The sequence below is a fragment of the Pannonibacter sp. genome, assembly GCF_051860505.1.
Taxonomy (GTDB): Bacteria; Pseudomonadota; Alphaproteobacteria; order Rhizobiales; family Stappiaceae; genus Pannonibacter.
In genome coordinates this window covers 213,534-236,289 of record NZ_JBHYDX010000003.1, presented here as the reverse complement: position 1 = coordinate 236,289, position 22,756 = coordinate 213,534, and the positions used below count along the sequence as shown (strand labels likewise).

Sequence of the window (22,756 nt, the reverse complement as noted above, 5' to 3'; positions counted from 1 at the left end):
GGCTACAAGGCGCATGTGGGGGTTGATCAGGGCTCCGGCCTGATCCGCGCGGTGGTCACGACGCCCGCCAACATCAACGACACGACGCCTGCCGACGCGCTGATCCGGGGCGATGAGGCCAGCGTTCTGGCCGATGCGGCCTATCACACCCATGCACGCTGCGCCGAACTGCGCGCGCGAGGCATCAAGCCGCGCATTGCGGTGCGGGCGAACAAGCACCATCCGCAGCTGCCGCCGCGTCTGGCCCAGTTCAACCGGCTTGTGGCGCGCCGGCGGGCGGCGGTGGAAACCACCTTCGCCACGCTCAAGAACCGGATGAAGCTGACCCGCATCCGCTATCGCGGCCTCATCAAGGCCGCCGCTCAGGTGACGCTCGCCGCACTCGCCTTCAACCTCAGGCGATGGGCTGCGATCACGCCATAGGTGTGTCCAAAACCACAAAACACCCACCTCCAACCCGCCAAAACACCCCATCGCCCAACGCGAAGGGGCAAAAAACCCCGTTCCAAACTCCCGCGCCCAGCAAAGCCGTTGTTGCGCAACAGGCCCTCAAGGGGGGAGATGATCGGAAGCATCGCCCGGCGAACGGAGGGGGTGTCAGATCCAACGGCGAAACCGCTGACCGTTTCCCTCACGCCTGGCGCAGTTTGCCGCGTTTCAGGTGTTCGTCGAGGCGGGGCATGATTTCCACGAAATTGCAGGGCATGTGGCGGTAATCGAGCTGCCATTTCAGGATACCGTCCCAGGCGTCCTTGCAGGCACCCGGCGATCCTGGCAGCACGAAGATGTAGGTCGCCCCCGCAACCCCGCCGCTGGCGCGGGACTGGATCGTCGAGGTGCCGATCTTGTCATAGGAAATGCGGTGGAACACTTCGGAGAAGCCGTCCATCCGCTTCTCGAACAAGGGCTCGATCGCCTCGGGCGTCACATCGCGGCCGGTAAAGCCCGTGCCGCCGGTCGAGATGATGACATCAACGCCCTCTGCCGCGATCCACTCCCGAACGACAGCGCGAATCTCCTCCACTTCGTCGCGGACAATGCGGCGGTCGGCCAGATGATGGCCGGCGCCAGTCAAACGCTCGACCAGCGTCGTGCCCGAGCGGTCTCCGGCCAGATCGCGCGTGTCGGACACGGTCAGCACCGCCATGTTCAGCGGAACGAAAGGACGGCTTTCATCAATGCGGTTCATGGGGGCACACTCCTGGCGGATCCTGATCCAGAGATAAGCGAGCCAAGCCTCTAGCGCCAGTGCGCCAACCGGCACAGAGCCTGTGACAGCATTGAGCCAAAGCACGACCGAAAATTACCGAGAGTCACTGCCCAGGGATTTTTTGCGTCTTTTAGGTCAGCAATATTGACGCATCCTTGCGCCTGTGGTTCTGTCTTACCGGCCGGCGCCACCGCAACAGCGGGTGCGGCTGATAACAATAAATGGACCGAGAACCCTCATGCTGAACTGGGAGCACATCTTCGCCACGCGCGCGACCCGTATGCGCGCATCCGAAATCCGCGAGCTTCTGAAGCTCCTCGACCGGCCGGAGATCATCTCCTTTGCCGGCGGCATCCCGGACCCGGCCCTGTTTCCAGCCCAAGTATTTGCGGACGCCTACACCAAGGTCCTGACCGGTTCGTCGGCCGGCACAGCGCTGCAATATGCGGTCAGCGAAGGCAATATGGCCCTGCGCACCTGGCTGGCAGGCTACATGGCGAGCCTTGGCGTGCCTTGCGATGCTTCGAACATCATCATCACCTCGGGGTCGCAGCAGGCGCTGGACTATATCGGCAAGCTGTTCCTGTCGCCGGGCGACACCGCGCTTGTGAACTGGCCGACCTATCTCGGCGCACTGCAGGCGTTCAACGCCTATGAGCCGCGTTATGACCGGCTGATCCCGCTGGGCAACCGCCCGCCCGAGGACTTCGCCTCTGCGGCAAGGGACGCTGGCGGTGACGTGAAATTCGCCTATGCCTCGGCCGATTTCGCCAACCCGACCGGCGAGACGCTGGACCGGGCAACGCGCGAGAAGATCCTCGACCTCGCCGACACGCTGGACATTGCCGTCATCGAGGATGCCGCCTACCAGTCGCTGCGCTATGACGGCGAGGCGATCCCGCCGATGCTGGCGCTGGACATCGCCCGGAAGGGACATATCAATGACACCCGCGTGCTCTACTGCGGCTCCTTCTCCAAGACGATGGCCCCGGGACTGCGCGTCGGCTGGATCTGCGGCGCGGCACCGGTGATCTCGAAGATCGTGCTGTTGAAACAGGCCGCCGACCTCAACACCTCGACCATCAACCAGATGGTGCTGGCCGATGTGTGCGAGCGCTATTTCGACACCCAGGTCGCGACAATCAAGGCCTCCTACCGCGCCCGCCGCGATGCCATGCTGCACTCCCTTTCCACCCACATGCCGGCGGGCTGCAGCTGGTCGAAGCCGGATGGCGGCATGTTCATCTGGGTCACCGTACCCGAAGGTCTCGACGGGGCGACGCTTCTCGCCCGCTCGCTGGAAAGCGTGAAGGTCGCCTTCGTGCCCGGCCGCGCCTTCTTTGCCGATGGCTCGGGCGGCAACACCCTGCGCCTCAGCTTCTCCTGCGCCAACGAGGCGCAGATCGAGGAAGGCATCTCGCGCCTCGGCAAGCTGCTCCAGGAAGCCATCGCCGGGCTTTGATCGCCAATAGCTCCTGGCCATTTGACAAGCTGCATCCCCAAGGGCGTCATCCCGGACGAGCGACAGCTTGAGCCGGGACCGGTGAGCCGAGGTGGCGATTTTCAATGAGCCAGGATCAAAAGGCCCTTGGCTCTCCGGTCCCGGGTCTTCGCTGCGCTCTCGCCCGGGATGACGACGGGAGATGACAGCCGCGTATGGCCGGGCTTGTCCCGGCCCTCGCCCGCCCTCATCTGCCCGTCATGACGGGGTGCGACAACAGTCAGACAGGAGGGCGTTGGCATGAACTGGACCGAGAGCCTTGATCAGTATTGCGAGCGGCTTGATGCCTCGTTCTGGGCCGAGCCGCTCAATGCCGTGACCAATGCGGCATTTCTTGTGGCGGCCGCGCTGGCGCTGCGGATCTGGCTGCAGCGGGCCCCAAAGGACTGGAGCGCGCTGGCGCTCATCGGCGTGGTGACGGCAACCGGGATCGGATCCTTCCTGTTCCACACCTATGCAAACCGCTGGTCGATGCTGGCGGATGTGATCCCCATCGCCATCTTCATCCACCTCTATCTGTTTCTGGCCCTGCGCCGCTTCATCGGTGCCGGAGCGGTTGTCGCCGGTGGCACGACGGCGCTGTTTCTTGTCGCATCTCCCTTCATCGGCCGGCTGGCCGCGCCGCTGGTCGGATCATCGGCCGGGTATCTGCCGGCGCTGGCGGCGATTTTCGTGGTCGGAGCGCTGTGTTTTCGGCGCAGCCGGGACACGGCGCTCGGCCTTGTTGCGACCGGTGCGCTGTTCACCCTGTCGCTGACCTTCCGCACGCTGGACGGCCCCGTCTGCGGTGCCCTGCCCTTCGGCACGCATTTCCTCTGGCACGTGTGCAACGCCGGCGTGCTGTTCCTGCTGATGTGGCTGTACATGCGGGCCTGTGGCAACACTTACTGCAGCACCGGCACGCCTCGCGCCAGCCTCTAGAATTTTCACGCCAATCTGCTTTGTGGCGTTCAGATGGTCCGCAGCGAAAGCCGGATCGTCCCATCGCATGTAAGGCCGTCAACGGGCGTAACAAACCATGCCGCGACAAAGACCAGATAGGGTGGAGGCACTGTGAACTGGACAGAAAACCTCGATTTCTACTGTGAACGGCTCGATGCCTCGTTCTGGGCCGAGCCCCTGAATGCTGCCTCGAGCACCGCCTTCCTCGTAGCTGCAGCCGTCGCCTTGCGGGTCTGGTTCAACCTGCGCAATCGCGACTATGGGGCGCTTTCATTGATCTTACTTATTGCCGGAATCGGAATCGGATCCTTCCTGTTTCACACCTTTGCGAACAGATGGTCGATGAAGGCGGATATGATCCCCGCTACCACGTTCACGCAGATGTATATGATGTTGGCGCTGATCCGGTTTCTCGGCGCTCCGTTTGGCACCGCCATCGGCACGATGATCTTGTTTACAGTCATCTCACCCTTGGTCGCCTTGCTGGCCGAACCGTTCTTGGGCCCATCGTCCAACGATCTTCCTGCGCTGGCGGCGATTTTCGTGGTCGGAGCGCTGTGTTTTCGGCGCAGCCGGGACACGGCGCTCGGCCTTGTTGCGACCGGTGCGCTGTTCACCCTGTCGCTGACCTTCCGCACGCTGGACGGCCCCGTCTGCGGTGCCCTGCCCTTCGGCACGCATTTCCTCTGGCACGTGTGCAACGCCGGCGTCCTGTTCCTGCTGATGTGGCTGTACATGCGGGCGGCGCCAGCAGAAGCCGCCGGCAAGACACATGGCGCTGCAACGGCTTAGGACAGACCGGTTCATGCCCTTTCCTGAGGTTCCGTTTGCGAAGCGGCTGGTCTAAGGTCTAAAGGATTGCTCCCGCGATGCCGTCACGCCATGGCTTGCGGGTGATATTCAGGCAGGGCGGACCTGCCGCAGCGAGAGGCACCATGAGCGATACCAAGAAGGCCGGATCCGACCTCACCGAGGCCGCACTCTATTTCCACTCCCATCCGCGTCCGGGCAAGCTGGAGATCAAGCCGACCAAGCCGCTGGGCAACCAGCGCGACCTGGCGCTGGCCTATTCGCCGGGTGTCGCTGCTCCCTGCCTCGAAATCGCCCGCGACCCGTCGACGGCTGCGCTCTACACCTCCCGCGCCAACCTGGTCGGCGTGATTTCGAACGGCACGGCGGTGCTGGGCCTTGGTGCCATTGGCCCGCTGGCCTCCAAGCCGGTGATGGAGGGCAAGGCCGTCCTGTTCAAGAAATTCGCCGGCATCGACGTGTTCGACATCGAGGTGGATGAACTGGACGTCGACCGCTTCGTCGATGCGGTCGCGGCGCTGGAGCCGACCTTCGGCGGCATCAATCTGGAAGACATCAAGGCGCCCGAGTGCTTCCAGATCGAGGCCAAGCTGCGCGAGCGGATGAAGATCCCGGTGTTCCACGATGACCAGCATGGCACGGCGATCATCGTCGGTGCGGCAGTCAAGAACGCGCTGGAGCTGGCCGGCAAGCCGATCGGCACCGTCAAGGTGGTGGCGTCCGGCGCGGGCGCGGCTGCGCTCGCCTGCCTCAACCTGCTCGTCTCGCTTGGCGTGAAACGCGAGAATGTATGGATCTCGGATATCGAGGGCGTGGTCTATGAAGGCCGCGAGGTCCTGATGGACCCGTGGAAATCGATCTATGCCCAGAAGACCGACAAGCGCACGCTCGGCGAGATCATCGAAGGCGCGGATGTGTTCCTCGGCCTGTCGGCTGCCGGCGTGCTGAAGCCGGAGATGGTGGCCAGAATGGCGCCGCGACCGCTGATCCTGGCGCTTGCCAACCCCAATCCGGAGATCCTGCCCGAGGACGCACTCAGCGTCCGCGACGACGTGATGATGTGCACCGGACGCTCGGACTACCCGAACCAGGTGAACAACGTTCTCTGCTTCCCCTACATCTTCCGCGGCGCGCTGGACGTGGGCGCAACGACGATCAACGAGGAGATGAAACACGCCGCCGTGGCGGCCATCGCCGGCCTTGCCAAGGAAGAGCCCTCGGACGTCGCCGCACGGGCCTATGGCGGGGCAAGCGAGAATTTCGGGCCGAAGTATCTGATCCCCTCGCCCTTCGACCAGCGCCTGATCCTGCGCATCGCACCGGCAGTCGCCCGTGCGGCCATGGAAACCGGCGTGGCGACGCGGCCGATCGCGGATTTCGAAGCTTATCAGGATGTGCTGAACCGCTTCGTGTTTCGCTCCGGCCTCGTCATGAAGCCGATCATCCAGGCCGCCATGCGTGAGCCCAAGCGCATCATCTATGCCGAAGGCGAAGACGAACGGGTGCTCCGGGCCGCGCAGGTGCTGATCGAGGACAAGGTGGCCGTGCCGATCCTGGTCGGACGCCCGGACGTGCTGAACGCCCGCTGCGAGCGCTTCGGCCTGAAAATCAGGCCTGGCGTCGACTTCGAATTCGTCAACCCGCAGGATGATCCGCGCTACCGCGACTATGTCGAGGAATATTTCGCCTGTGTCGGCCGCAAGGGCGTGCCGCATGATGCAGCGCGCACCATCGTCCGCACCAACTCCACCGTCATCGCGGCGCTGGCGGTGCGACGCGGCGAGGCAGATGCCACGATCTGTGGCCTGGAAGGGCGCTACATCCGGCACCTGCGCGACATCCGGCAGATTATTGGCGTACGCGAGGGGGTCGCCGACCTGTCCGCCCTGTCGCTGCTGATCAATGACCGAGGTGCACTGTTCCTGACCGATACCTTTGTCACCACGGATCCTTGCGCAAAGGAAATAGCCGAGATGGCGACGCTGGCGGCCGAGGAAATCCGCCGCTTTGGTATCGAGCCGAAGGTGGCGCTGCTGGCAGCATCGAACTTCGGATCGCGGGAACTCGGGTCGGGCGAAAAGATGCGCGCGGCGCTCGAGATCCTTTGGACGCGCTGTCCGGATCTGGAGGTGGACGGCGAAATGCATGGCGATTCGGCTTTGTCAGCCGCCCTGCGCCAGCGCGTGATGCCAAACAGCCGCCTGAAAGGCGAAGCGAACCTGCTGGTATTCCCGGGGCTGGACGCGGCCAACATCGCCCTCAACCTCTTGAAGGTCGCAACCGACGCGCTGCATGTGGGGCCGATCCTGCTTGGTACCGCCAAGCCGGCGCATATCCTGACGCCGTCCGTGACCTCACGCGGCGTGGTCAACATGTCAGCGCTGGCCGTGGTGGAAGCGCAGAAGAAGACGCAGGCCGAGGTGGAGTGACGCAGGCCTCTCAGCCCCCCTCCCACTCTTTGGAGGGCTAACGCATTTGCAGGCAGACGGTTTTCGAGGCCTCTCAGCCCCCCTCCCCTTGGTGGGGAAGGGTGGGGGGCACGGAAGGCCGTCACATCACTAGGCGTTTGAATTAGGCCTGGTCATGAACGTAAGTGACCTGGATTTTAGTCCGCTCCCCCCACCCCCAAACCCCTCCCCACGAGGGGGAGGGGAGCGGAGGCGCTGCGGCCGACCTCCCTTGCGCAAAGTCTGCAAGGTACGTGACTTCGCTGTCTGAACTGCGCGAATACACAGCCAGCCGTCCGGCCTCGCTTTCGCTTTGCCGCATTTTAGCTCCTCGCTGCCGCAAACAGCCTTTCGGAAACCATTGCATGAAAACCCCAGGTCTGTTTGACCTCCCCTTTGGCGATGCACTCGATGCCAGGGCCGAGGCGCGGATGGCGGAGAAGCTGGACGGGCGTCTGGCCGGCGTGGACGAGGCCGGGCGCGGGCCATGGGCCGGGCCTGTGGTGACGGCGGCCGTAATCCTCGACTATGCGCGATTGCCGGACGGGCTGAATGATTCCAAGAAGCTGACCGAGGCAAAACGTGAAGCGCTGTTCGAAGAGATCTGCGCCAGTGCCTGGGTGAGCTTTGCCGGCGCATCCGCAGCGACAATCGACCAGATCAACATCCGGGCAGCAACGCTTCAGGCGATGCGGCGCTCTGTGCAGGGCTTGGCCCTGCAGCCGCGACATGTGGTGGTCGACGGGCGCGATGTGCCGCCGGGGCTCGGGATCGACGGGCAAGCGCTGGTCAAGGGCGACGCCCGCTGTCTTGCGGTGGCCGCGGCCTCCATCATTGCCAAGGTGGTCCGGGACAGGATGATGGTCACAGCCGATGCGGACTATCCCGGCTTTGGCTTTGCCGTGCACAAGGGCTATGGCGTGCCGGCGCATATGGCGGCGCTCACGCTGCTCGGCCCCTGCCCGCTGCATCGCAGGTCGTTCAAGCCGATTGCTGCGCTGCTGGACGCGCGCTGAGAGCGACTGACCCTGCCCCCCAGAAAACAAAAAAGCGGCCACGAGGGCCGCTTTTTCAGACTGGGTCGCCAGTTGTCTCAGTTGAGACCCGACTTGACCTGTTCGATGCTCTTGGCAAGCAGCGCGCCGGAAATCTTGTCCGACACATTGGCCTTGAGCAGCGTTTCGGCAGCCGCGACAGCGAGATCGGCAGCCTTGGCCTTGACCTCTGCGATTGCCTGGATTTCGGCCTGGCTGATCTTGTCTTCAGCAATCTTGCTGCGACGTGCGATCATTTCCTCGAGCGCACGCGTGGTTTCAACAGTCAGTTGCTCGGCCTCGGCGCGGGCTTCGGCGACAATCGCCTCGGCTTCGGCTTCGGCTTCATGCCGACGGCGCTGATATTCGGACATCAATGCCTGTGCTTCCTCGCGAAGCTTGCGGGCTTCCTCGAGTTCGCGGCGGATGTCATTCGCACGCTTGTCGAGTGCGGCGCCGATCTTGGTGTGAATGTCGAGCTTGTAGAGCAGCGCGAAGAACAGGATGAGGGCGACAAGTGCCCAGAAGGATGCATCCATCATGGTCCGTGTCCCCTCAGCCGTTGATGTTCTTGACGGCGAGTTCCACTTCGGAACGGGCCGGCGTGACGCCGATCAGCGCTTCAACGAGAGCCGTCGAAGTCTCCACTGCGATGTCTCCGACCTGCACCAGAGCGGCAGCCTTGATGCCACCGATCCGGGCTTCGGCATCGGCGATCTTGGCTGCAATCCCCGCCTCAGCCTGCTCGCGCGTGGCTGTGGTTTCGGCTTTCAGCTTGTCGCGCGTGTCATTCGCAATCGAGCGAGCGCGGCCACGCGCTTCAGCGAGAGCCTGCTCGTACGCAGCGATAGCCTCGTCGGTCTCCCGCTTCAGCCTGTCGGCTTCCGCGAGGTCTCCGGCAATCCGATCCCGCCGATCCTCAAGGATACCGGCGATACGCGGCAGGGCCACGTTCTTCATGATCCAGTAGAAGACCACGAAAGAGATCAACAGCCAGAACAGCTGCGAGACAAAATGGGTCGGATCGAACGGCGGAAAACCGGCCCCATGCTCTGCGGCGGGAATATCCACGACATGGGTTCCCGCGGTATTTTGGGCTTGTCCTGCCATTATCGCCTCCAATTATCGAATCGGCGGCGCGATTGCGCCGCCGTCGATCGTTCTGTTTCCAAATCGCCAGCGGGCGAAGGATCAGACTGCGAACAGGAGCAGCAGGGCGATCAGCAAGCAGAAGATGCCCAGAGCTTCGGTAACGGCGAAGCCGAACACCAGGCGGCCAAACTGGCCATCAGCTGCCGACGGGTTGCGCAGTGCGCCCGACAGGTAGTTCGAGAAGATGTTGCCGAGAGCGAGGGCCACGAGGCCCATGCCCAGAGCTGCGATACCAGCTGCAATGAACTTTGCGGCTTCTGCTTCCATGACAAATACTCCTAGTTGACTGTTGTCAGCTTGCTCATGCGGCCTGCGGCCACGTGATCGGGTGAGCTTAGTGGGACGGGTGGAGCGCGTCGTTGAGATACATGCAGGTGAGCAGCGTGAACACGTAGGCCTGCAGGAAAGCGACGAGGAATTCCAACGCCGTCAACGCCACCGTCATTCCGAGAGGAAGGACGGCACCGAAGATTCCGGCCGTACCCGCAGCACTGAGCGTGACTACGAACCCGGCAAACACCTTCAGGGTGATGTGACCAGCCAGCATGTTCGCAAACAGACGAACGGAAAGGCTGATCGGGCGAGACAGGAAAGAGATGATTTCGATCGGCGCAACGATCGGCACAAGCGCGGAAGGCACGCCAGCCGGCACGAAGAGATGCAGGAAATGCAGCCCGTGCTTCGCAAAGCCGTAGATCGTTACCGTCAGAATGACCAGCATCGCAAGCGCGAAGGTCACGATGATCTGACTGGTGATCGTGTAGAAGTAGGGGAACATGCCGAGCAGGTTCGCGATCAGAACGAACATGAACAGCGAGAACACCATCGGGAAGAAGCGCATGCCCTCGTTACCGGCACCGGTCCGGAGCATGCCCGCCACGAACTCATAGCTGAGTTCCGACATCGACTGCCAGCGGCTCGGGATCAGGCCGCGGCTGGAAGATGAGAAAATCAGGAATACCGAGGCCGTAACGACCGTCAGCACCATGAACAAGGACGCATTGGTGAAAGACAGGTCTACACCACCGACTTCGATTGGCACGAGAGTCTTGATGTGGAACTGATGGATCGGATCGTTCGCCACCGGTCTACCTTCGCCGTTAATCGTTCATGAGCACTGTCTGCGCGCGCTCATAATCATCGCGCTGTGAACGCGTCAAGTCACTTGTCGCCCGAATCCGGACCAAACCCACGGCTTTCGCCTTTTTTCTGCACGTCGACACGCTGGCCAGGCCGTCTCTGCTCCGCGACCACTCCGGCCGAGCGCAGCACATTCAGCACACCAGCAACGAATCCCAGGAGAAGAAAGACGATCAACCCGAATGGTGACGTCCCGACCCAGTGATCCAGCAGCCAGCCCATCATCGCACCGACCGCGATACCCGCTATGAACTCCGATGAGAGTTTCATAGCCTGGGCAATCCCGGCCCCCGTGCTGCTCGACTGCCTGGCCTCAGCGCGTTGTTCGCTGCGGCGATGCTCATCGAGCTTCTGGGTCAGCTTGTCCCGTCGCGCAGACAGGTCGGCCTCAGAAGGATCCCGTCCGGAGCCATTGTCTCCACCCGGCTGTGACGACTGGTTCATACGTGCCCCATATCCAGCCCTGGTTTCGACGGCTCCCGAGCCCCCTCAAGCCGCGCGCACAATAGTCGGCACCCGGCAGCCTGTCAAGAACACCGAGATTTTATCTAAACATCTGAAATTCTGAAAGATTTGGCAATTGTGACCGGCATGGACATGCGCTGGCACAGGGAGATTGCCGACGGATTTCCCGCCGTGAGCACGTGTTATACCGCATCGCGGAATCGTTCCGCGGTTTCCAGGTCCACGGAGACCAGCTGCGACACGCCGCGCTCGGCCATCGTGACGCCGAACAGCCGGTTCATCCGGGCCATGGTGATCGGGTTATGGGTGATGACGACAAAGCGCGTTTCGGTACGCCGGGCCATCTCGTCCAGAAGGTCGCAGTAGCGCTCCACGTTGGCGTCATCCAGCGGCGCATCGACTTCATCCAGCACGCAGATCGGGGCCGGGTTGGTCAGGAACACGGCAAAGATCAGCGCCATCGCGGTCAGGGCCTGCTCGCCGCCGGACAGCAGCGTCATCGTCTGCGGCTTTTTGCCCGGGGGGCGCGCGACGATTTCCAGCCCGGCGTCCAGCGGATCGTCACTGTCGACAAGCTGCAGTTCAGCCGTGCCGCCGCCAAACAAGTGGGTGAACAGGCGCTGGAAGTGGCCGTTGACCACCTCGAAGGACGCCAGCAGCCGCTCGCGTGCCTCGCGGTTGATGTTGGAAATGCCGGTGCGCAAGCGCCGGATCGCCTCGACCAGATCATCCCGTTCGCCGGCAAGGGTGGAGCGCTGACCATCGATCTCGGTCAGTTCATCCTCAGCGCGCAGGTTGACGCCGCCAAGGCGCTCGCGTTCGGCTTTCAGCCGGTCCAGTTTGCGCTCAAGGGCCTCGAGATCAGGCAGCGGCGCGCCGTCCGCCATTCCGGCCAGGCCGGGCAACTGGTCGAGCGGCACCCCGAGCGCTTCGTCAATGCGGGCAACAATTTCCTGGACCCGCTGGCGCGCCGCCTCGAGGCGCTCTTCGGCCCGGATATGCGCCTCACGCGCCCTGGCCAGCGCGTCCTGCGCCTCGCGCGCCAGCCGGTCAACACCGGCCTGAGCCGATTCGGCACGCAGCAACTCGTCATCGGCGGCGCGGCGCACCTCCTCGGCCTTGGACAAGGCGGTCAGGACCTCGCGGCGGCGCAGTTCGATGTCTTCCGGGGCCTCGATCAGTTCCTGCCGTTCCTCCTCGGCCTCCTCGCGGCGCTGGCGCAGGGTCTCGATCTGGCTGGCGGCATTGCGGGCGCGGGACTTCCAGCTTTCCGTTTCGCGGGCGATGGCCTCCAGACGGCGGTCACGCAGCTGCTTTTCGCGTGCCAGACCGTCGGCCAGAACACGGGCCTCGGAAAGCGCTGCACGGGCTGAGGCAATCTCCCCCTGAAGCGACTGGATCGTCTCGATGTGCTCGTCGGCATCGGGCAGCAGTTCCAGCCGCTCGACCGCCTCGGCATGGCGCTCGCGTGCCTCCTCGGCCTCTTCGGCAAGACGGCGGGCCAGATCCTCAGCCCCCTGCAGGCGCAGGGCAAGCTGCGAGACGGCACGCTCTGCGGCCAGCAGCGTTTCACGGGCTTCGGCGGCGGCGCGCTGCCGGTCCCGCAAGCGCTGGCGCGCCTCCTGCTCGGCGTCACCCGCCTGGCGGACAAGGCGCCCGGCATTTTCCAGCGTGCTGCGGGCAGCAGCGGTCTTGTCGCGGGCGACACGGATGTCTTCACCGAGCGCTGCAAGGCGGTTCTTCTGGGCGAGGCGCTGTGCGGCCGGTGTCGGCGCATCGGCAGCCACCTGCAGCCCGTCCCAGCGCCACAAATGCCCTTCACGGGTCACCAGCCGCTGACCGGGTTTCAGGCCGTGAGCCAGATCGGCACCGCTGGCCGCATCCACGAGGCCGATCTGGGCCAGCCGGCGCGCCAGCGCTGCAGGGGCCTCCACGTGGCGGGACAAGGCCACCGTTCCATCCGGCAGGGCTGGATCACCCGCTGCGATGGCCGCTCCGGTCCAGCGCACGGGGGCGGAAGCATCCAGCGAGGCTTCAAGGTCATCGCCGAGCGCGGCGCCCAGCGCGGTTTCGAGACCGGGCTCCACCGTCAGCGCATCGACAACTGGGGTAAAGGCCCCGGCGAAGGTTGACAGCACGCTTTCGAGTGTGCGGGCTTCGGTCTCAAGCCGCGACTGCAACCGTTCGGCCTCGGCAAGCGGAACGCGGGCATTCTGTTCGGCCTCACGCGCAGAGGCCGTCCGCAATTCGGCAATTTCGGCCGCCTCCTCGGCGGCCATGACAGCGGCCTCGGCCTCCTCCAGTTTCTCGGAGCACTCCGCCACCCCATCGGCGGCATCCATTTCGGCGCGCAGGGCCTCGCGGACACGTGCGGCATCGGCGGCTTGCGAGCCAAGGCGCTCCGCACGCTGGCGGGTTTCTTCGGCGCTGCGCTGGAACTGCTGCCGCTGGGCGGCCAGTTCCGCTGCGGCGCGGGTGGCCACGGTCAGCTTGTCTTCCAGCACTACGACCGCTTCGCTCGCACTCGCGACCCGTTCCGCGGCAAGCTCCGCCCGTTCCATCGCGGTTTCGTTTTCCTCGACCAGTTCGGCCCGTTCCTCGGCAAGGCGCTCCAGCACCTCGTCATTCTCGGCAACAAGCTGCTCTTCGCGGGCGATGTCGCCAACGAGCTGTCCGAGACGGCGATCGAGATCGACGAGCCTCTCGCGCACGCGGCGGTCCTCGGCGTCGAGTTCATTGCGGGCAATGACCAGCCGCTGCAGCGCCGCGCCGGCCCTGGCCGCCGTATCGCGGATCTCGGGCAGGCGATGCGCGGCGATGGCTTGCGTCTTGGCCGCCTCCGTCTGGGCTTCAGCCGCCTTCACCACTTCGGCCCGGCCGGCGGAATAAAGCCGTTCGGCCTCCTCGAGACCGGCGCGGGCTTCAGTCACGCGCAGGAACAGGATCCCCGCTTCGGCCGCACGGATTTCGGACGACAGATTCCGGTAACGGGCAGCCTGGCGTGACTGACGGCGCAGGTTGTCGATCTGTGCATCGATCTGGACCAGCACATCCTCGAGGCGTTCCAGGTTCTGCTCGGCCGCGCGCAGCCGGATCTCGGCCTCGTTGCGGCGGCTGTGCAGACCGGAAATGCCGGCGGCCTCTTCCAGGATCTGGCGCCGCGAGGTCGGCTTGGCGGAGATCAACTCACCGATCTGGCCCTGGCGCACCATGGCCGGAGAGCGGGCACCCGTCGAGGCATCAGCAAAGAGCAGCTGGACGTCGCGGGCACGCACATCCTTGGCATTGATGCGATAGACCGAGCCGGCCTCGCGCTCGATGCGGCGGCTGACTTCCAGAAGATCGGCATCATTGAACCCGGCAGGAGCACGTCGTTCGCTGTTTTCCAGGAAGAGCGTGACTTCCGCCGTATTGCGGGCGGGGCGGTTGAGCGAGCCGGAGAAGATGACGTCGTCCATGCCGGACGCACGCATGTTCTTGTAGGAGTTCTCTCCCATGACCCAGCGCAGGGCCTCGACGAGATTGGACTTGCCGCAGCCGTTGGGCCCGACGACACCGGTGAGCCCGTCACCGATGACGAATTCCATCGGCTCGACAAAGGACTTGAAGCCGACGACGCGCAACTTGGTGAATTTCACAGCTGCCCCTCCCGCTGAAGCCAGGCGGGGACGATCCGGCGGGCACAGGCCCGCCGGTCAAGGCACTCAGAGGTATTTGTCGATGATCTTCGACATTTCCTCAAAACTGAGAGCTCCGGTTGCTTTTTCACCGTTGATGAAGAACGTCGGCGTGGAGTCCACCTTGAACTCGTTGCCAGCCTTGTCGCGCACTGCGTTGACTCCGTCCAGCAGGGACTGGTTTGTCAAGCAGGCTTCGAAGGACTCCTGTGTGAATCCGAGCTGCTTGGAGAAGTTCAGCATCGCGTTGTAGGGATCATTGGTGAAGGCCCAGGCGCGCTGGTCGGCGAAGAGGGCGTCCATCACGTCGAAATATTTGTCTTCCGGGGCGCAGCGGGCGAGCATGAACCCTGCGGCGGCAACCGGATCAAGCGGGAACTCGCGGAAGATCATGCGGGCCTTCCCGGTGTCAATGTACTGTTTCTTGATTTCCGGAAGGACACCCTTGTGGAAATTAGCGCAGTGGCCACAGGTCAGCGAAGCGTATTCGATGATGGTCACCGGCGCATCTTCGTTGCCGATGAACTTCTCGCCCAGCGGCGAGGCCTCCATCAGCTTGGCGACGTCAACAGTCTCGGCCAGGGCGACAAGCGGGAAGGCGGTCGTCAGCGCGGAGCCAAGTCCGAGGGCCATGGTGCTGGCCAGAAGCTTTCTGCGGGTCAAATTCACGGGCGTGGTCCTGCCTTGCCAAGATGAAGATCTGCTGTGCTGTGTGCCCGCTTGTCGCGAACCCGTCAACCGAACAGGGCAATTGTGGCGGCAGTAGGAAGGTGAATGTCGTGCGCGGTGAAAGCCAGCCGCTCCGGCGAGCGCAGAGCGCTATCGCCTCAGTTGCTTGACGTCCGGTTGCGGGCGATCACCTGCGATCCGAGTTTTTCCAAGGCTTTGCGCAGGCCCTCATGTTCGACGCCCTCAAGACGGGCATCAAGCTCGCGCTGCTCGGCCTCGGTCAGGTCGCGCACCTGAGGCCGGCGTTTGCGCACTGGAACGCTCACGGGTTTTTGAACGATGCGGATCCGGCCGACGGCTGCCCAGCCGAAGTAGCCGTTGATGCGGGCGAGGATTTGCGGCATCTCGTGGGTCAGAAGCAGGGCCGTTGCGCCATCGGTGTTGACCACCAGCGTCGCCGAATCCGTCACGGTCTCGCCGTCCCGATCGACAGGACGCGGCCAGAGAAGTCGCTCGGGCCTGACCCGCTCGCCATAGCGTTCCCCGACAATGTCCGGCCAGGACGCAACCAGATCCGCCGTGGCAAAGCCACGCTTGCGGAAGGCCGGTTGCATCGCCTTGCCGATCAGGTCCGCGAGCGGTCTGGAACCACCGCGTGCGGGCCCCTTGCTGTCCCAACTCATCGTCACCATCCGCTGCCGCACTCACCCGCGGCGCCGGCCCCGGCATCCTGTCATGCCTGACCCAAGGGTCACGGGCCTTTAGGACAAAATCAAGACGGCATTGAGCGGCGCGCTGCATCCACAGGCTGAAGCGGGTTTATCCCCAGCCTGTCCCGAGGACAACATGCGGATTGCTTGATTTCGCGAGGCACAGCGCCACCCTTGCCGGCATGACGCGAACCACCCCTGCCCGCCCGCCCGCCGTCGACCTGACGGATGCCCTGCTTGCCTGGTATGACCGCCACGCCCGCGACCTGCCCTGGCGTATCCCGCCGCATGAGCGCAAGGTCGGCGTGGTGCCTGACCCTTACCGGGTCTGGCTGTCGGAGATCATGTTGCAGCAGACCACTGTTGCCGCAGTGAAAGACTATTTCATTGCCTTCACCGCGAAGTGGCCAAAGGTCGAGAACCTCGCCGCCGCCGAGACCGACGACGTGATGCGGGCGTGGGCCGGGCTTGGCTACTATTCCCGAGCCCGTAACCTGAAGGCCTGCGCCGAGACAGTGGCGCGAAACTACGGCGGCCGGTTTCCCGAGACGGAAGAAGGGCTGAAGGCCCTTCCCGGCATCGGGCCCTACACGGCGGCAGCGATTGCCGCCATCGCCTTCGACCAGCCCGCTGCCGTGGTGGACGGCAATGTCGAGCGGGTGATGAGCCGGCTGCGGCTGATCGAGACGCCGCTGCCTGCTGCCAAGCCCGAGATCAAGGCGGCGATGGGCGAACTGACGCCGCAGAGCCGGCCTGGCGATTTTGCCCAGGCGGTGATGGATCTTGGCGCGACGATCTGCACGCCGAAACGGCCAGCCTGTGCGCTGTGTCCCTGGATTGAGCCGTGTACCGCTCGGATCGCTGGCGTGGCCGAAACCCTGCCGCGCAAGGCGGCAAAGGCGGCCAAGCCGACACGGTTGGGGGCAGCCTTTGTTCTGCGCCGCCCAGGCGATGGCGCGGTGGCCCTGCGCAAGCGCCCGCCCAAGGGTTTGCTGGGCGGCATGGCGGAAGTGCCGGGCAGCGAATGGGCCGTTGATTTCGACGTTGCCTCCGCCCTGACGCAAGCGCCCGTCACAGCGAACTGGCGCAAGCGCAGCGGCAGCGTCGGCCACACATTCACGCATTTCCACCTGGAAGTGACGGTGTTCACGGCGGAACTCGGCGCTGGCGACCTTCCCGAGGGCTGGTGGTGGTCGACGCCAGAGACGCTTGACGGCGAAGCCTTGCCGACCGTCATGCGCAAGGTCATCGCACACGGGCTGGGCTGACCGCCATGCCGATGATCAGAATGCCGGTGGACGGCGGTGGATGACCTTGGATTTGACCAGGGAGGTGCTGGTGGCGGCCCTGTCCGAAATGCGGTCGAGAATCGCGTCGATGTCGCCGATGGAGCGCACGAACAGGCGGGCGACGAAGCAGTCATCGCCAGTGATCTTGTCGCATTCAATCACTTCCGGCGTCTCCTGGATCATCTGCTGAACCAGATGCAGCTGCCCCGGCAGGGGCCGGATGCGCACTACGGCCTCCAGCGTGTAACCGAGCGCGGCAGGGTCGATGTCGACCGTATAGCCCCGCAGCACGCCGCGCTGCTCGAGCCGGCGCAGACGGTCAGCGGTGGCCGGTCCGCTGAGCCCGGCGACCTCCGCCAGCTGTTTCAGCGGCAAGCGCGCATCGCCAGCCAAGGCCTCCAGAATGTTCCGGTCGATTTCGTCCATGTGCCACCTCCATTGCCAATCAGAGTGATGACCTTCAAATCGAAGGTCAAGAGGCGATTCTGCCTTCCATGGCAATGGGACAGGACAGAGCCGATTGCATAGACTGCCGGCAGCATCGATGATGGAGCAAGGACATGCAGGACCAGACACGCGGCACGATCCAGATGGTGGCAGCGATGGTGATTTCAGGAACCATCGGCTGGTTCGTCGTCATGGCCGGAGAGCCTGTGCTGACGGTGGTGTTCTGGCGCTGTGTTTTTGGCGCCGGCGCGCTTTTCCTTCTGTGCGCCCTGCTTGGATTGCTGCGTATTCGCCTGACGAGGAAGCAACTGTTGATGGCCGGGCTGAGCGGCGTCGCGCTGGTGCTCAACTGGCTGCTGCTGTTCGGCAGCTACAGCCGCGCCTCGGTTTCGGTGGCAACGGTCGTCTACAACACGCAGCCCTTCATGCTGCTGGGCTTCGGCGCGCTGTTCTTCGGCGAGCGGATCACGGCGGCAAAGCTCGGCTGGCTCGGCCTCGCCTTTGCCGGCGTTGTGGCCATCGTGCTGAACAAGCCGGACGCGAGCTACGTCTCCGATGACTATCTGCCGGGGATTGCCATGGCACTGCTGGCCGCTCTCGGCTGGGCCACCGCCGCGATCACCACCAAGGCGCTGAAGGGTGTGCCGCCACAGCTGATCGCGCTGATCCATGTGAGCGTCGGCAGCGTCATGCTGGCTCCCTTCGTCCTGGCCAATGGCCTGCCGGCAACGCCCGAGACCTGGACCGTGCTGGCCAGCATGGGGCTGATCCACACCGGGCTGATGTATGCCTTGCTCTATTCGGCGATCCAGAGCCTGCCAACGGCGCAGCAAGGTGCACTCGCCTTTGTCTATCCGGTCGTGACCATTCTGGTGGATGTCTTTGCGATGGGCACCCGCCTGCAGCCGGTGCAGGGGCTGGGCATGGCCGTGATCCTGCTTTCCGCCGCCGGCATGACACTTGGCTGGGGACAACGCCGGGCACTTGGCAAGGGCGTAACCGGTTGAGCTCGAAGAGCGATTGTATTTGGCCCGTCAGGGGCAAGATGGGCAGGCAACCAGTCGAGGTTCCTGCCCCGAAGCACCCACATGCTGCAGGCTCTGCCTTCACCCTCTGAGGGGGCGCGGATCATCGCGCTGACCGGGAGCGAAAGCCTGCACGCGGGCGGCGCTGGCGATCGACTTCGGCAGCGCGAAATGGTCTGCACCGCGCCTCATTGGCATGGCGACACTGGTTACGGGTTTCATGTTGCGCCGGGTAACGCAGATCCCCTTCGGCTATCGCTCCTCATTGACCTGCTGGTGCCAAGGTCCGTCCTTCGGCTGAAGGACGGACCTGGTGTTGCTCTCATGACCAGTCCCTCCGCCGAAGGAGGCACACCTGGCATTCGGGCCGTTACTCGGCCGGAGCGAGCGTCGGCGTGCCGCTTGGGAGAGCAAGATGGCGGCTGTTCAGGCGAACGACCAGCCAGATTGACAGGGCCTGGAAGGCCAGGGCCACTGCAGTGAACATCCAGTAGGCCGCCGAAAACTTCGAAATCAGATCCACCTCGACCAGCCCCTTGTTGATGTAGAACTGCAGGAGCACCGACAGGGCAACCGCCGGGCAGACGAGGGCATAGGACCCAACCGACTTCGCCTGGCCGGTGATGAAGCGGCCGATGTAGCCCTGACGCCGCAGCACGGTGAGCCCCAGAAGACCGAACAGCACCTGCACCGCGAGCAGCCAGGTTAGCAGGGTGAAACTGTCGGCGGCCCCGGCATGGACTTCGAACTGGCCATGCAGACCATGCGCCTGCCGCATCAGGGCTATCCCGGCGACTGTGGCGAAGGGAATGACCACCAGCAGGCTCGGAGCGGCTTCGTCGTTTGCGCCGTTTTCCAGCATCGACCGGAAGCCAAGCACGATACCCACAGCGCCCACGAGGATGGCCGCAGCGAGGAAGAAGGTTGAGGCCGTGTAGCTGACGGCAACCGTCAGCGGTGTCGCGCTCATCGATGCGGGTGCCGCCAGACCAACGGCAACCATGGCAAAGGTGAAGGCTGCCATCACCTGCGAGAAGCTGTTGTTGCGGGCGCAGTCGAAGCCGCCGGACGTCAGCACGCGGCCAAGGAAGGCACCGATCAGCGACAGGGCGTAAACCCCGATCCCGGCAAAGGCGACGAGCGCCAGCGGGAACAGGTATTCCACTACGGACCACAAGCCCGGCACGAACAGCAGACCGGCGATAAAGCCAACATTGACGGACATGGCGAGCGCCAGCGGAACGGTCATCAGCAAGGTCTCGCCGTTGCCTGACTTCAACTGGGCAAAGGCCGGCGTCCGACGCCAGGCGATGAATTGACGGATATTCCAGACCATCAGCCGGATGTGCAGCAGCGTGAAGAAGGCAACGCCAGCATAAGCAAGCGCGATCATGCCGCGCAGGAGCCATGACCCATCGGCATAAGCGCGGGCGACATCCTCGAAGACGGGCACGGTCTGGCCCGGATGCGGGATCCAGAACATCAGATAGAGGAAAAAGCTGACAGCAATGCCCCCCGCCCCGAGAGCTGCGAGAAAGTACTGCGGCGTGTAGCTGTTTCCAAGATCGGGCAAACGGATCGGCATGGAACCCTCCTAATTTCATTTTTATGAATATATCAGATCCTGGAGGGGCTGGGGCTCCGGAAAACTACGTGGATCATCCTGCTAAAAAGTGTGCTGCAGCAGCCCGCCAACGCTGGACTTGCAATTAGAATGGTTCTAAGATTCGGGCCAATGACATTGCCAGACAGGGAGTTTGCTGCATCATGAAGGGTAGTCCGAAGGTTATCGAGCGTCTCAACGAGGCGCTGTTTCTCGAGCTTGGCGCCATCAACCAGTACTGGCTGCACTACCGCCTGCTGGACGACTGGGGCTTCACGCGCCTGGCCAAAAAGGAGCGTGCCGAATCGATCGAAGAGATGCAGCACGCGGACAAAATCACCACGCGCATCATCTTCCTTGAAGGCCATCCGAACATGCAGAAGCTGGCGCCCCTGCGCATCGGCCAGAGCGTGAAGGAAGTGCTGGAGTGCGATCTGGCCGGCGAATACGACGCTCGCGCCTCCTACGCCGCGTCGCGCGAGATCTGCCGTGAGGAAGGTGACTTCGTCTCGATGCAGATCTTCGAGGAACTGCTGCGCGACGAGGAAGGTCACATCGACTTCCTCGAAACCCAGCTGGAACTGCTGTCGAAGATCGGCGAGGAGCGCTACGGCCTCCTGCAGGCCGAGCCGGCCAACGAAGTCGGCGACTGATCCTTTCGCACAAGCCCCATCAGACCGACGCGCGGCCCCTCCGGGCCGCGCGTTTTTTTGTCCTTTGGCGTCATCCCGTGCGCAGCGCAGCGGAGACCCGGGACCGGATGGATCCCCGCACGAGGCGGGGATGACCGCAGAGGGCGGGATTTCGGGTATCCGACAGGCAGGTGCGGAGCGGCACAACGGGCTGACCGGGCCTCATTCCGAGACCCGGTCAGGACCATCTCGTATCAAAGCGCTGAGATGCTGACGCATCACGCCTTGAAAATGCTCAGTCGCCGCACAGGCTTGACCTACTCTCGGTGAGTCAAGCTCACAGCGAGTTGGTCTTACTGGAACGCGGTTTCCGCGAAGCTGCGCAGCTTGCGGGAGTGCAGGCGCTCATGCGGCATGGCCCGGAGCTTCTCCATGGCGCGGATGCCGATCTCCAGATGTTGGGCGACCTGGCGCTTGTAGAAGTCCGTCGCCATGCCCGGCAGCTTCAGCTCCCCGTGCAGCGGCTTGTCGGACACGCAGAGCAGCGTGCCGTAGGGAACGCGGAAGCGGAAGCCGTTGGCAGCGATGGTCGCGCTTTCCATGTCGAGGGCAATGGCGCGGGACTGCGAGAAGCGCTGCACCAGGCCGCGCTGGTCCCAGAGTTCCCAGTTGCGGTTGTCGATGGAGGCAACGGTGCCGGTGCGCATGACCTTCTTCAGTTCATAACCGGTGTAGCCGGTGACTTCCGCCACCGCGTCTTCCAGCGCCACCTGCACCTCGGCCAGAGGCGGGATCGGCACCCAGACCGGAAGATCCTGGTTCAGCACGTTGTCATCACGGACATAGCCATGGGCGAGGACGTAGTCGCCGAGGGTCTGGCTGTTGCGCAGTCCGGCGCAGTGGCCAAGCATCAGCCAGGCATGCGGGCGCAGCACGGCGATATGGTCGGTGATGGTCTTGGCGTTGGACGGCCCGACGCCGATGTTGACCATGGTGATGCCGGAGTTGTCGGCGCGCTTGAGGTGATAGGCCGGCATCTGCGGCAGCTTGGCAGGGGCCACGCCAGAACTCGGCTCGGTAGCGCCGTGCTGGATCACCAGGTTGCCCGGCGAGACGAAGGCCTCATAGCCGCTGTCCGGATCGGCCATTGCGGCTTCGGCCATGCGGCAGAACTCGTCGATGTAGAACTGGTAGTTGGTGAAAAGCACGTAGTTCTGGAAATGCTCGGCCGCCGTTGCCGTGTAATGCTGCAGCCGGTGCAACGAATAGTCGACGCGCGGCGCCGTGAAGGGGGCCAGCGGCATGACGCCGTCGAGCGGCTCGTAGGTGCCATTGGCGATGGAATCATCCATCAGCGTCAGGTCGGGCAGGTCGAAGGTGTCCGCCAGCGGCCGGTCGAGCTTTGCGGAGGCCGCGCCTTCCACGTGGGTCCCATCATAGAAAGCGAAATGCAGCGGGATCGGCGTCTCGCTGTCGCCGACAAGGATCGGAACATCGTGGTTGCGGATCAACTGCGTGATCTGATGCGTCAGATACTGACGGAACAGGTCCGGCCGGGTGATCGTGGTGCCATGCAGGCCAGGACCAGAAACGAAGCCATAGGCGAGGCGGCTGTCGAGGCGGGAATGGCTGTCGGTGACCAGGCGGATCTGCGGATAGAAGGCCCGAACGCGGCCATCCGGCACGTTTCCTTGCAGCAAGTCATTGAAAGCATTTCGGATAAACGCCGTATTGCGTTCAAAAAGCTCGATCAGGCGGGCAACGGCCTCTTCCGCCTTCACATAGGGCTGGAGCGGGGCTTCCGGTGCGAGGACCAGGTTGCGCGGCTGCAACAGCGGGTTCCGGTAGGAACGGTGCGTCAATTCAATTCTCCTTCTTGTTCTTATCCCGGCAGGATCCGCCTCGGAATTCGCGCCGTCAAGCTGTGCAGCACAGGTTTTTGAAAATTTTTTCGCCGGCCGGAGAAATCTTCATCAGCGCTTATTTTTGCACGATCCAGTGTC

At 63.8% G+C, this 22,756-nt stretch carries 21 protein-coding genes; 9 read left to right on the top strand and 12 right to left on the bottom strand.

From position 1 onward, the window contains the following. On the top strand, positions 1–423 hold a 423-nt coding region (locus ACTIFE_RS03705; RefSeq protein ID WP_439527813.1), incomplete at its 5' end, for a transposase. A 208-nt stretch (positions 424–631) separates the two neighbouring features. On the opposite strand, the gene moaB is transcribed toward ACTIFE_RS03705, so the two are convergent. Further along, positions 632–1,189, bottom strand: a complete 558-nt coding sequence (gene moaB, locus ACTIFE_RS03700) for a molybdenum cofactor biosynthesis protein B (protein WP_439527812.1) — start codon at positions 1,187–1,189, stop codon at positions 632–634. A 259-nt stretch (positions 1,190–1,448) separates the two neighbouring features. Between moaB and ACTIFE_RS03695 the strand changes: the two genes are divergently transcribed. From ACTIFE_RS03695 to ACTIFE_RS03675, 5 genes are all read left to right on the top strand, one after another. Then, positions 1,449–2,672, top strand: coding sequence for a PLP-dependent aminotransferase family protein (locus ACTIFE_RS03695; protein ID WP_439527811.1), 1,224 nt, complete (start codon positions 1,449–1,451; stop codon positions 2,670–2,672). A 279-nt stretch (positions 2,673–2,951) separates the two neighbouring features. Beyond that, positions 2,952–3,632, top strand: a complete 681-nt coding sequence (locus tag ACTIFE_RS03690) for a ceramidase domain-containing protein (protein ID WP_439527810.1) — start codon at positions 2,952–2,954, stop codon at positions 3,630–3,632. A gap of 132 nt (positions 3,633–3,764) precedes the next feature. Further along, complete coding sequence (locus ACTIFE_RS03685) at positions 3,765–4,445, top strand: ceramidase domain-containing protein (RefSeq protein WP_439527809.1); 681 nt, start codon at positions 3,765–3,767, stop codon at positions 4,443–4,445. A gap of 143 nt (positions 4,446–4,588) precedes the next feature. Beyond that, positions 4,589–6,892 carry an NADP-dependent malic enzyme gene (locus ACTIFE_RS03680; protein WP_439527808.1) on the top strand — a complete coding sequence of 768 codons (2,304 nt, stop codon included), beginning with the start codon at positions 4,589–4,591 and terminating at the stop codon, positions 6,890–6,892. A gap of 383 nt (positions 6,893–7,275) precedes the next feature. Then, the gene (locus ACTIFE_RS03675) at positions 7,276–7,926 is read left to right on the top strand and encodes a ribonuclease HII (RefSeq protein ID WP_439527807.1); all 651 of its coding nucleotides are present in this window, start codon (positions 7,276–7,278) and stop codon (positions 7,924–7,926) included. A 77-nt stretch (positions 7,927–8,003) separates the two neighbouring features. Here ACTIFE_RS03675 and ACTIFE_RS03670 read toward each other — a convergent pair whose 3' ends face one another. The 8 genes from ACTIFE_RS03670 to ACTIFE_RS03635 all read right to left on the bottom strand — a co-directional run bounded on the left by ACTIFE_RS03670 (position 8,004) and on the right by ACTIFE_RS03635 (position 15,730). Continuing rightward, positions 8,004–8,483 (bottom strand): F0F1 ATP synthase subunit B family protein, encoded by a 480-nt coding sequence (locus ACTIFE_RS03670; protein WP_439527822.1) that lies wholly within the window; start codon positions 8,481–8,483, stop codon positions 8,004–8,006. 16 nt (positions 8,484–8,499) lie between these two features. Then, on the bottom strand, positions 8,500–9,054 hold the full coding sequence (locus ACTIFE_RS03665) for a F0F1 ATP synthase subunit B (protein WP_439527806.1): 555 nt from the start codon (positions 9,052–9,054) through the stop codon (positions 8,500–8,502). A gap of 81 nt (positions 9,055–9,135) precedes the next feature. After that, positions 9,136–9,363, bottom strand: a complete 228-nt coding sequence (locus ACTIFE_RS03660; RefSeq protein ID WP_439527805.1) for a F0F1 ATP synthase subunit C — start codon at positions 9,361–9,363, stop codon at positions 9,136–9,138. Between the two features lie 67 nt (positions 9,364–9,430). After that, positions 9,431–10,180 (bottom strand): F0F1 ATP synthase subunit A, encoded by a 750-nt coding sequence (locus ACTIFE_RS03655; RefSeq protein WP_439527804.1) that lies wholly within the window; start codon positions 10,178–10,180, stop codon positions 9,431–9,433. Between the two features lie 77 nt (positions 10,181–10,257). Next, on the bottom strand, positions 10,258–10,680 hold the full coding sequence (locus ACTIFE_RS03650) for an AtpZ/AtpI family protein (RefSeq protein ID WP_439527803.1): 423 nt from the start codon (positions 10,678–10,680) through the stop codon (positions 10,258–10,260). A gap of 203 nt (positions 10,681–10,883) precedes the next feature. Next, positions 10,884–14,339: a chromosome segregation protein SMC gene (smc, locus tag ACTIFE_RS03645; RefSeq protein WP_439527802.1), complete on the bottom strand. Its 3,456-nt coding sequence runs from the start codon at positions 14,337–14,339 to the stop codon at positions 10,884–10,886. A gap of 66 nt (positions 14,340–14,405) precedes the next feature. Continuing rightward, entirely contained in the window at positions 14,406–15,047 is a 642-nt protein-coding gene (locus ACTIFE_RS03640; RefSeq protein ID WP_439527801.1) for a DsbA family protein, read from the bottom strand. A 158-nt stretch (positions 15,048–15,205) separates the two neighbouring features. Continuing rightward, positions 15,206–15,730 (bottom strand): DUF721 domain-containing protein, encoded by a 525-nt coding sequence (locus ACTIFE_RS03635; RefSeq protein WP_439527800.1) that lies wholly within the window; start codon positions 15,728–15,730, stop codon positions 15,206–15,208. Positions 15,731–15,939: 209 nt separating this feature from the next. Between ACTIFE_RS03635 and mutY the strand changes: the two genes are divergently transcribed. Then, the gene (mutY, locus tag ACTIFE_RS03630; protein WP_439527821.1) at positions 15,940–17,025 is read left to right on the top strand and encodes an A/G-specific adenine glycosylase; all 1,086 of its coding nucleotides are present in this window, start codon (positions 15,940–15,942) and stop codon (positions 17,023–17,025) included. A 15-nt stretch (positions 17,026–17,040) separates the two neighbouring features. Here the strand turns inward: mutY and ACTIFE_RS03625 are convergent, their stop codons facing one another. Next, positions 17,041–17,472, bottom strand: coding sequence for an Lrp/AsnC family transcriptional regulator (locus ACTIFE_RS03625; protein ID WP_439527799.1), 432 nt, complete (start codon positions 17,470–17,472; stop codon positions 17,041–17,043). Between the two features lie 134 nt (positions 17,473–17,606). On the opposite strand from ACTIFE_RS03625, the gene ACTIFE_RS03620 reads away from it, so the two are divergent. Next, a complete protein-coding gene (locus ACTIFE_RS03620; protein WP_439527798.1) occupies positions 17,607–18,500 on the top strand; it encodes a DMT family transporter in 894 nt (297 codons plus the stop codon). 388 nt (positions 18,501–18,888) lie between these two features. Here ACTIFE_RS03620 and ACTIFE_RS03615 read toward each other — a convergent pair whose 3' ends face one another. Continuing rightward, positions 18,889–20,103 carry a TsoY family (seleno)protein gene (locus ACTIFE_RS03615; protein WP_439527797.1) on the bottom strand — a complete coding sequence of 405 codons (1,215 nt, stop codon included), beginning with the start codon at positions 20,101–20,103 and terminating at the stop codon, positions 18,889–18,891. Positions 20,104–20,285: 182 nt separating this feature from the next. Here ACTIFE_RS03615 and bfr point away from each other — a divergent pair, with 182 nt between their 5' ends. After that, entirely contained in the window at positions 20,286–20,774 is a 489-nt protein-coding gene (gene bfr, locus ACTIFE_RS03610; protein WP_439527796.1) for a bacterioferritin, read from the top strand. Positions 20,775–21,106: 332 nt separating this feature from the next. Here the strand turns inward: bfr and ACTIFE_RS03605 are convergent, their stop codons facing one another. Further along, on the bottom strand, positions 21,107–22,615 hold the full coding sequence (locus ACTIFE_RS03605) for an AMP nucleosidase (RefSeq protein ID WP_439527795.1): 1,509 nt from the start codon (positions 22,613–22,615) through the stop codon (positions 21,107–21,109). Between the last annotated feature and the right edge of the window lie 141 nt (positions 22,616–22,756).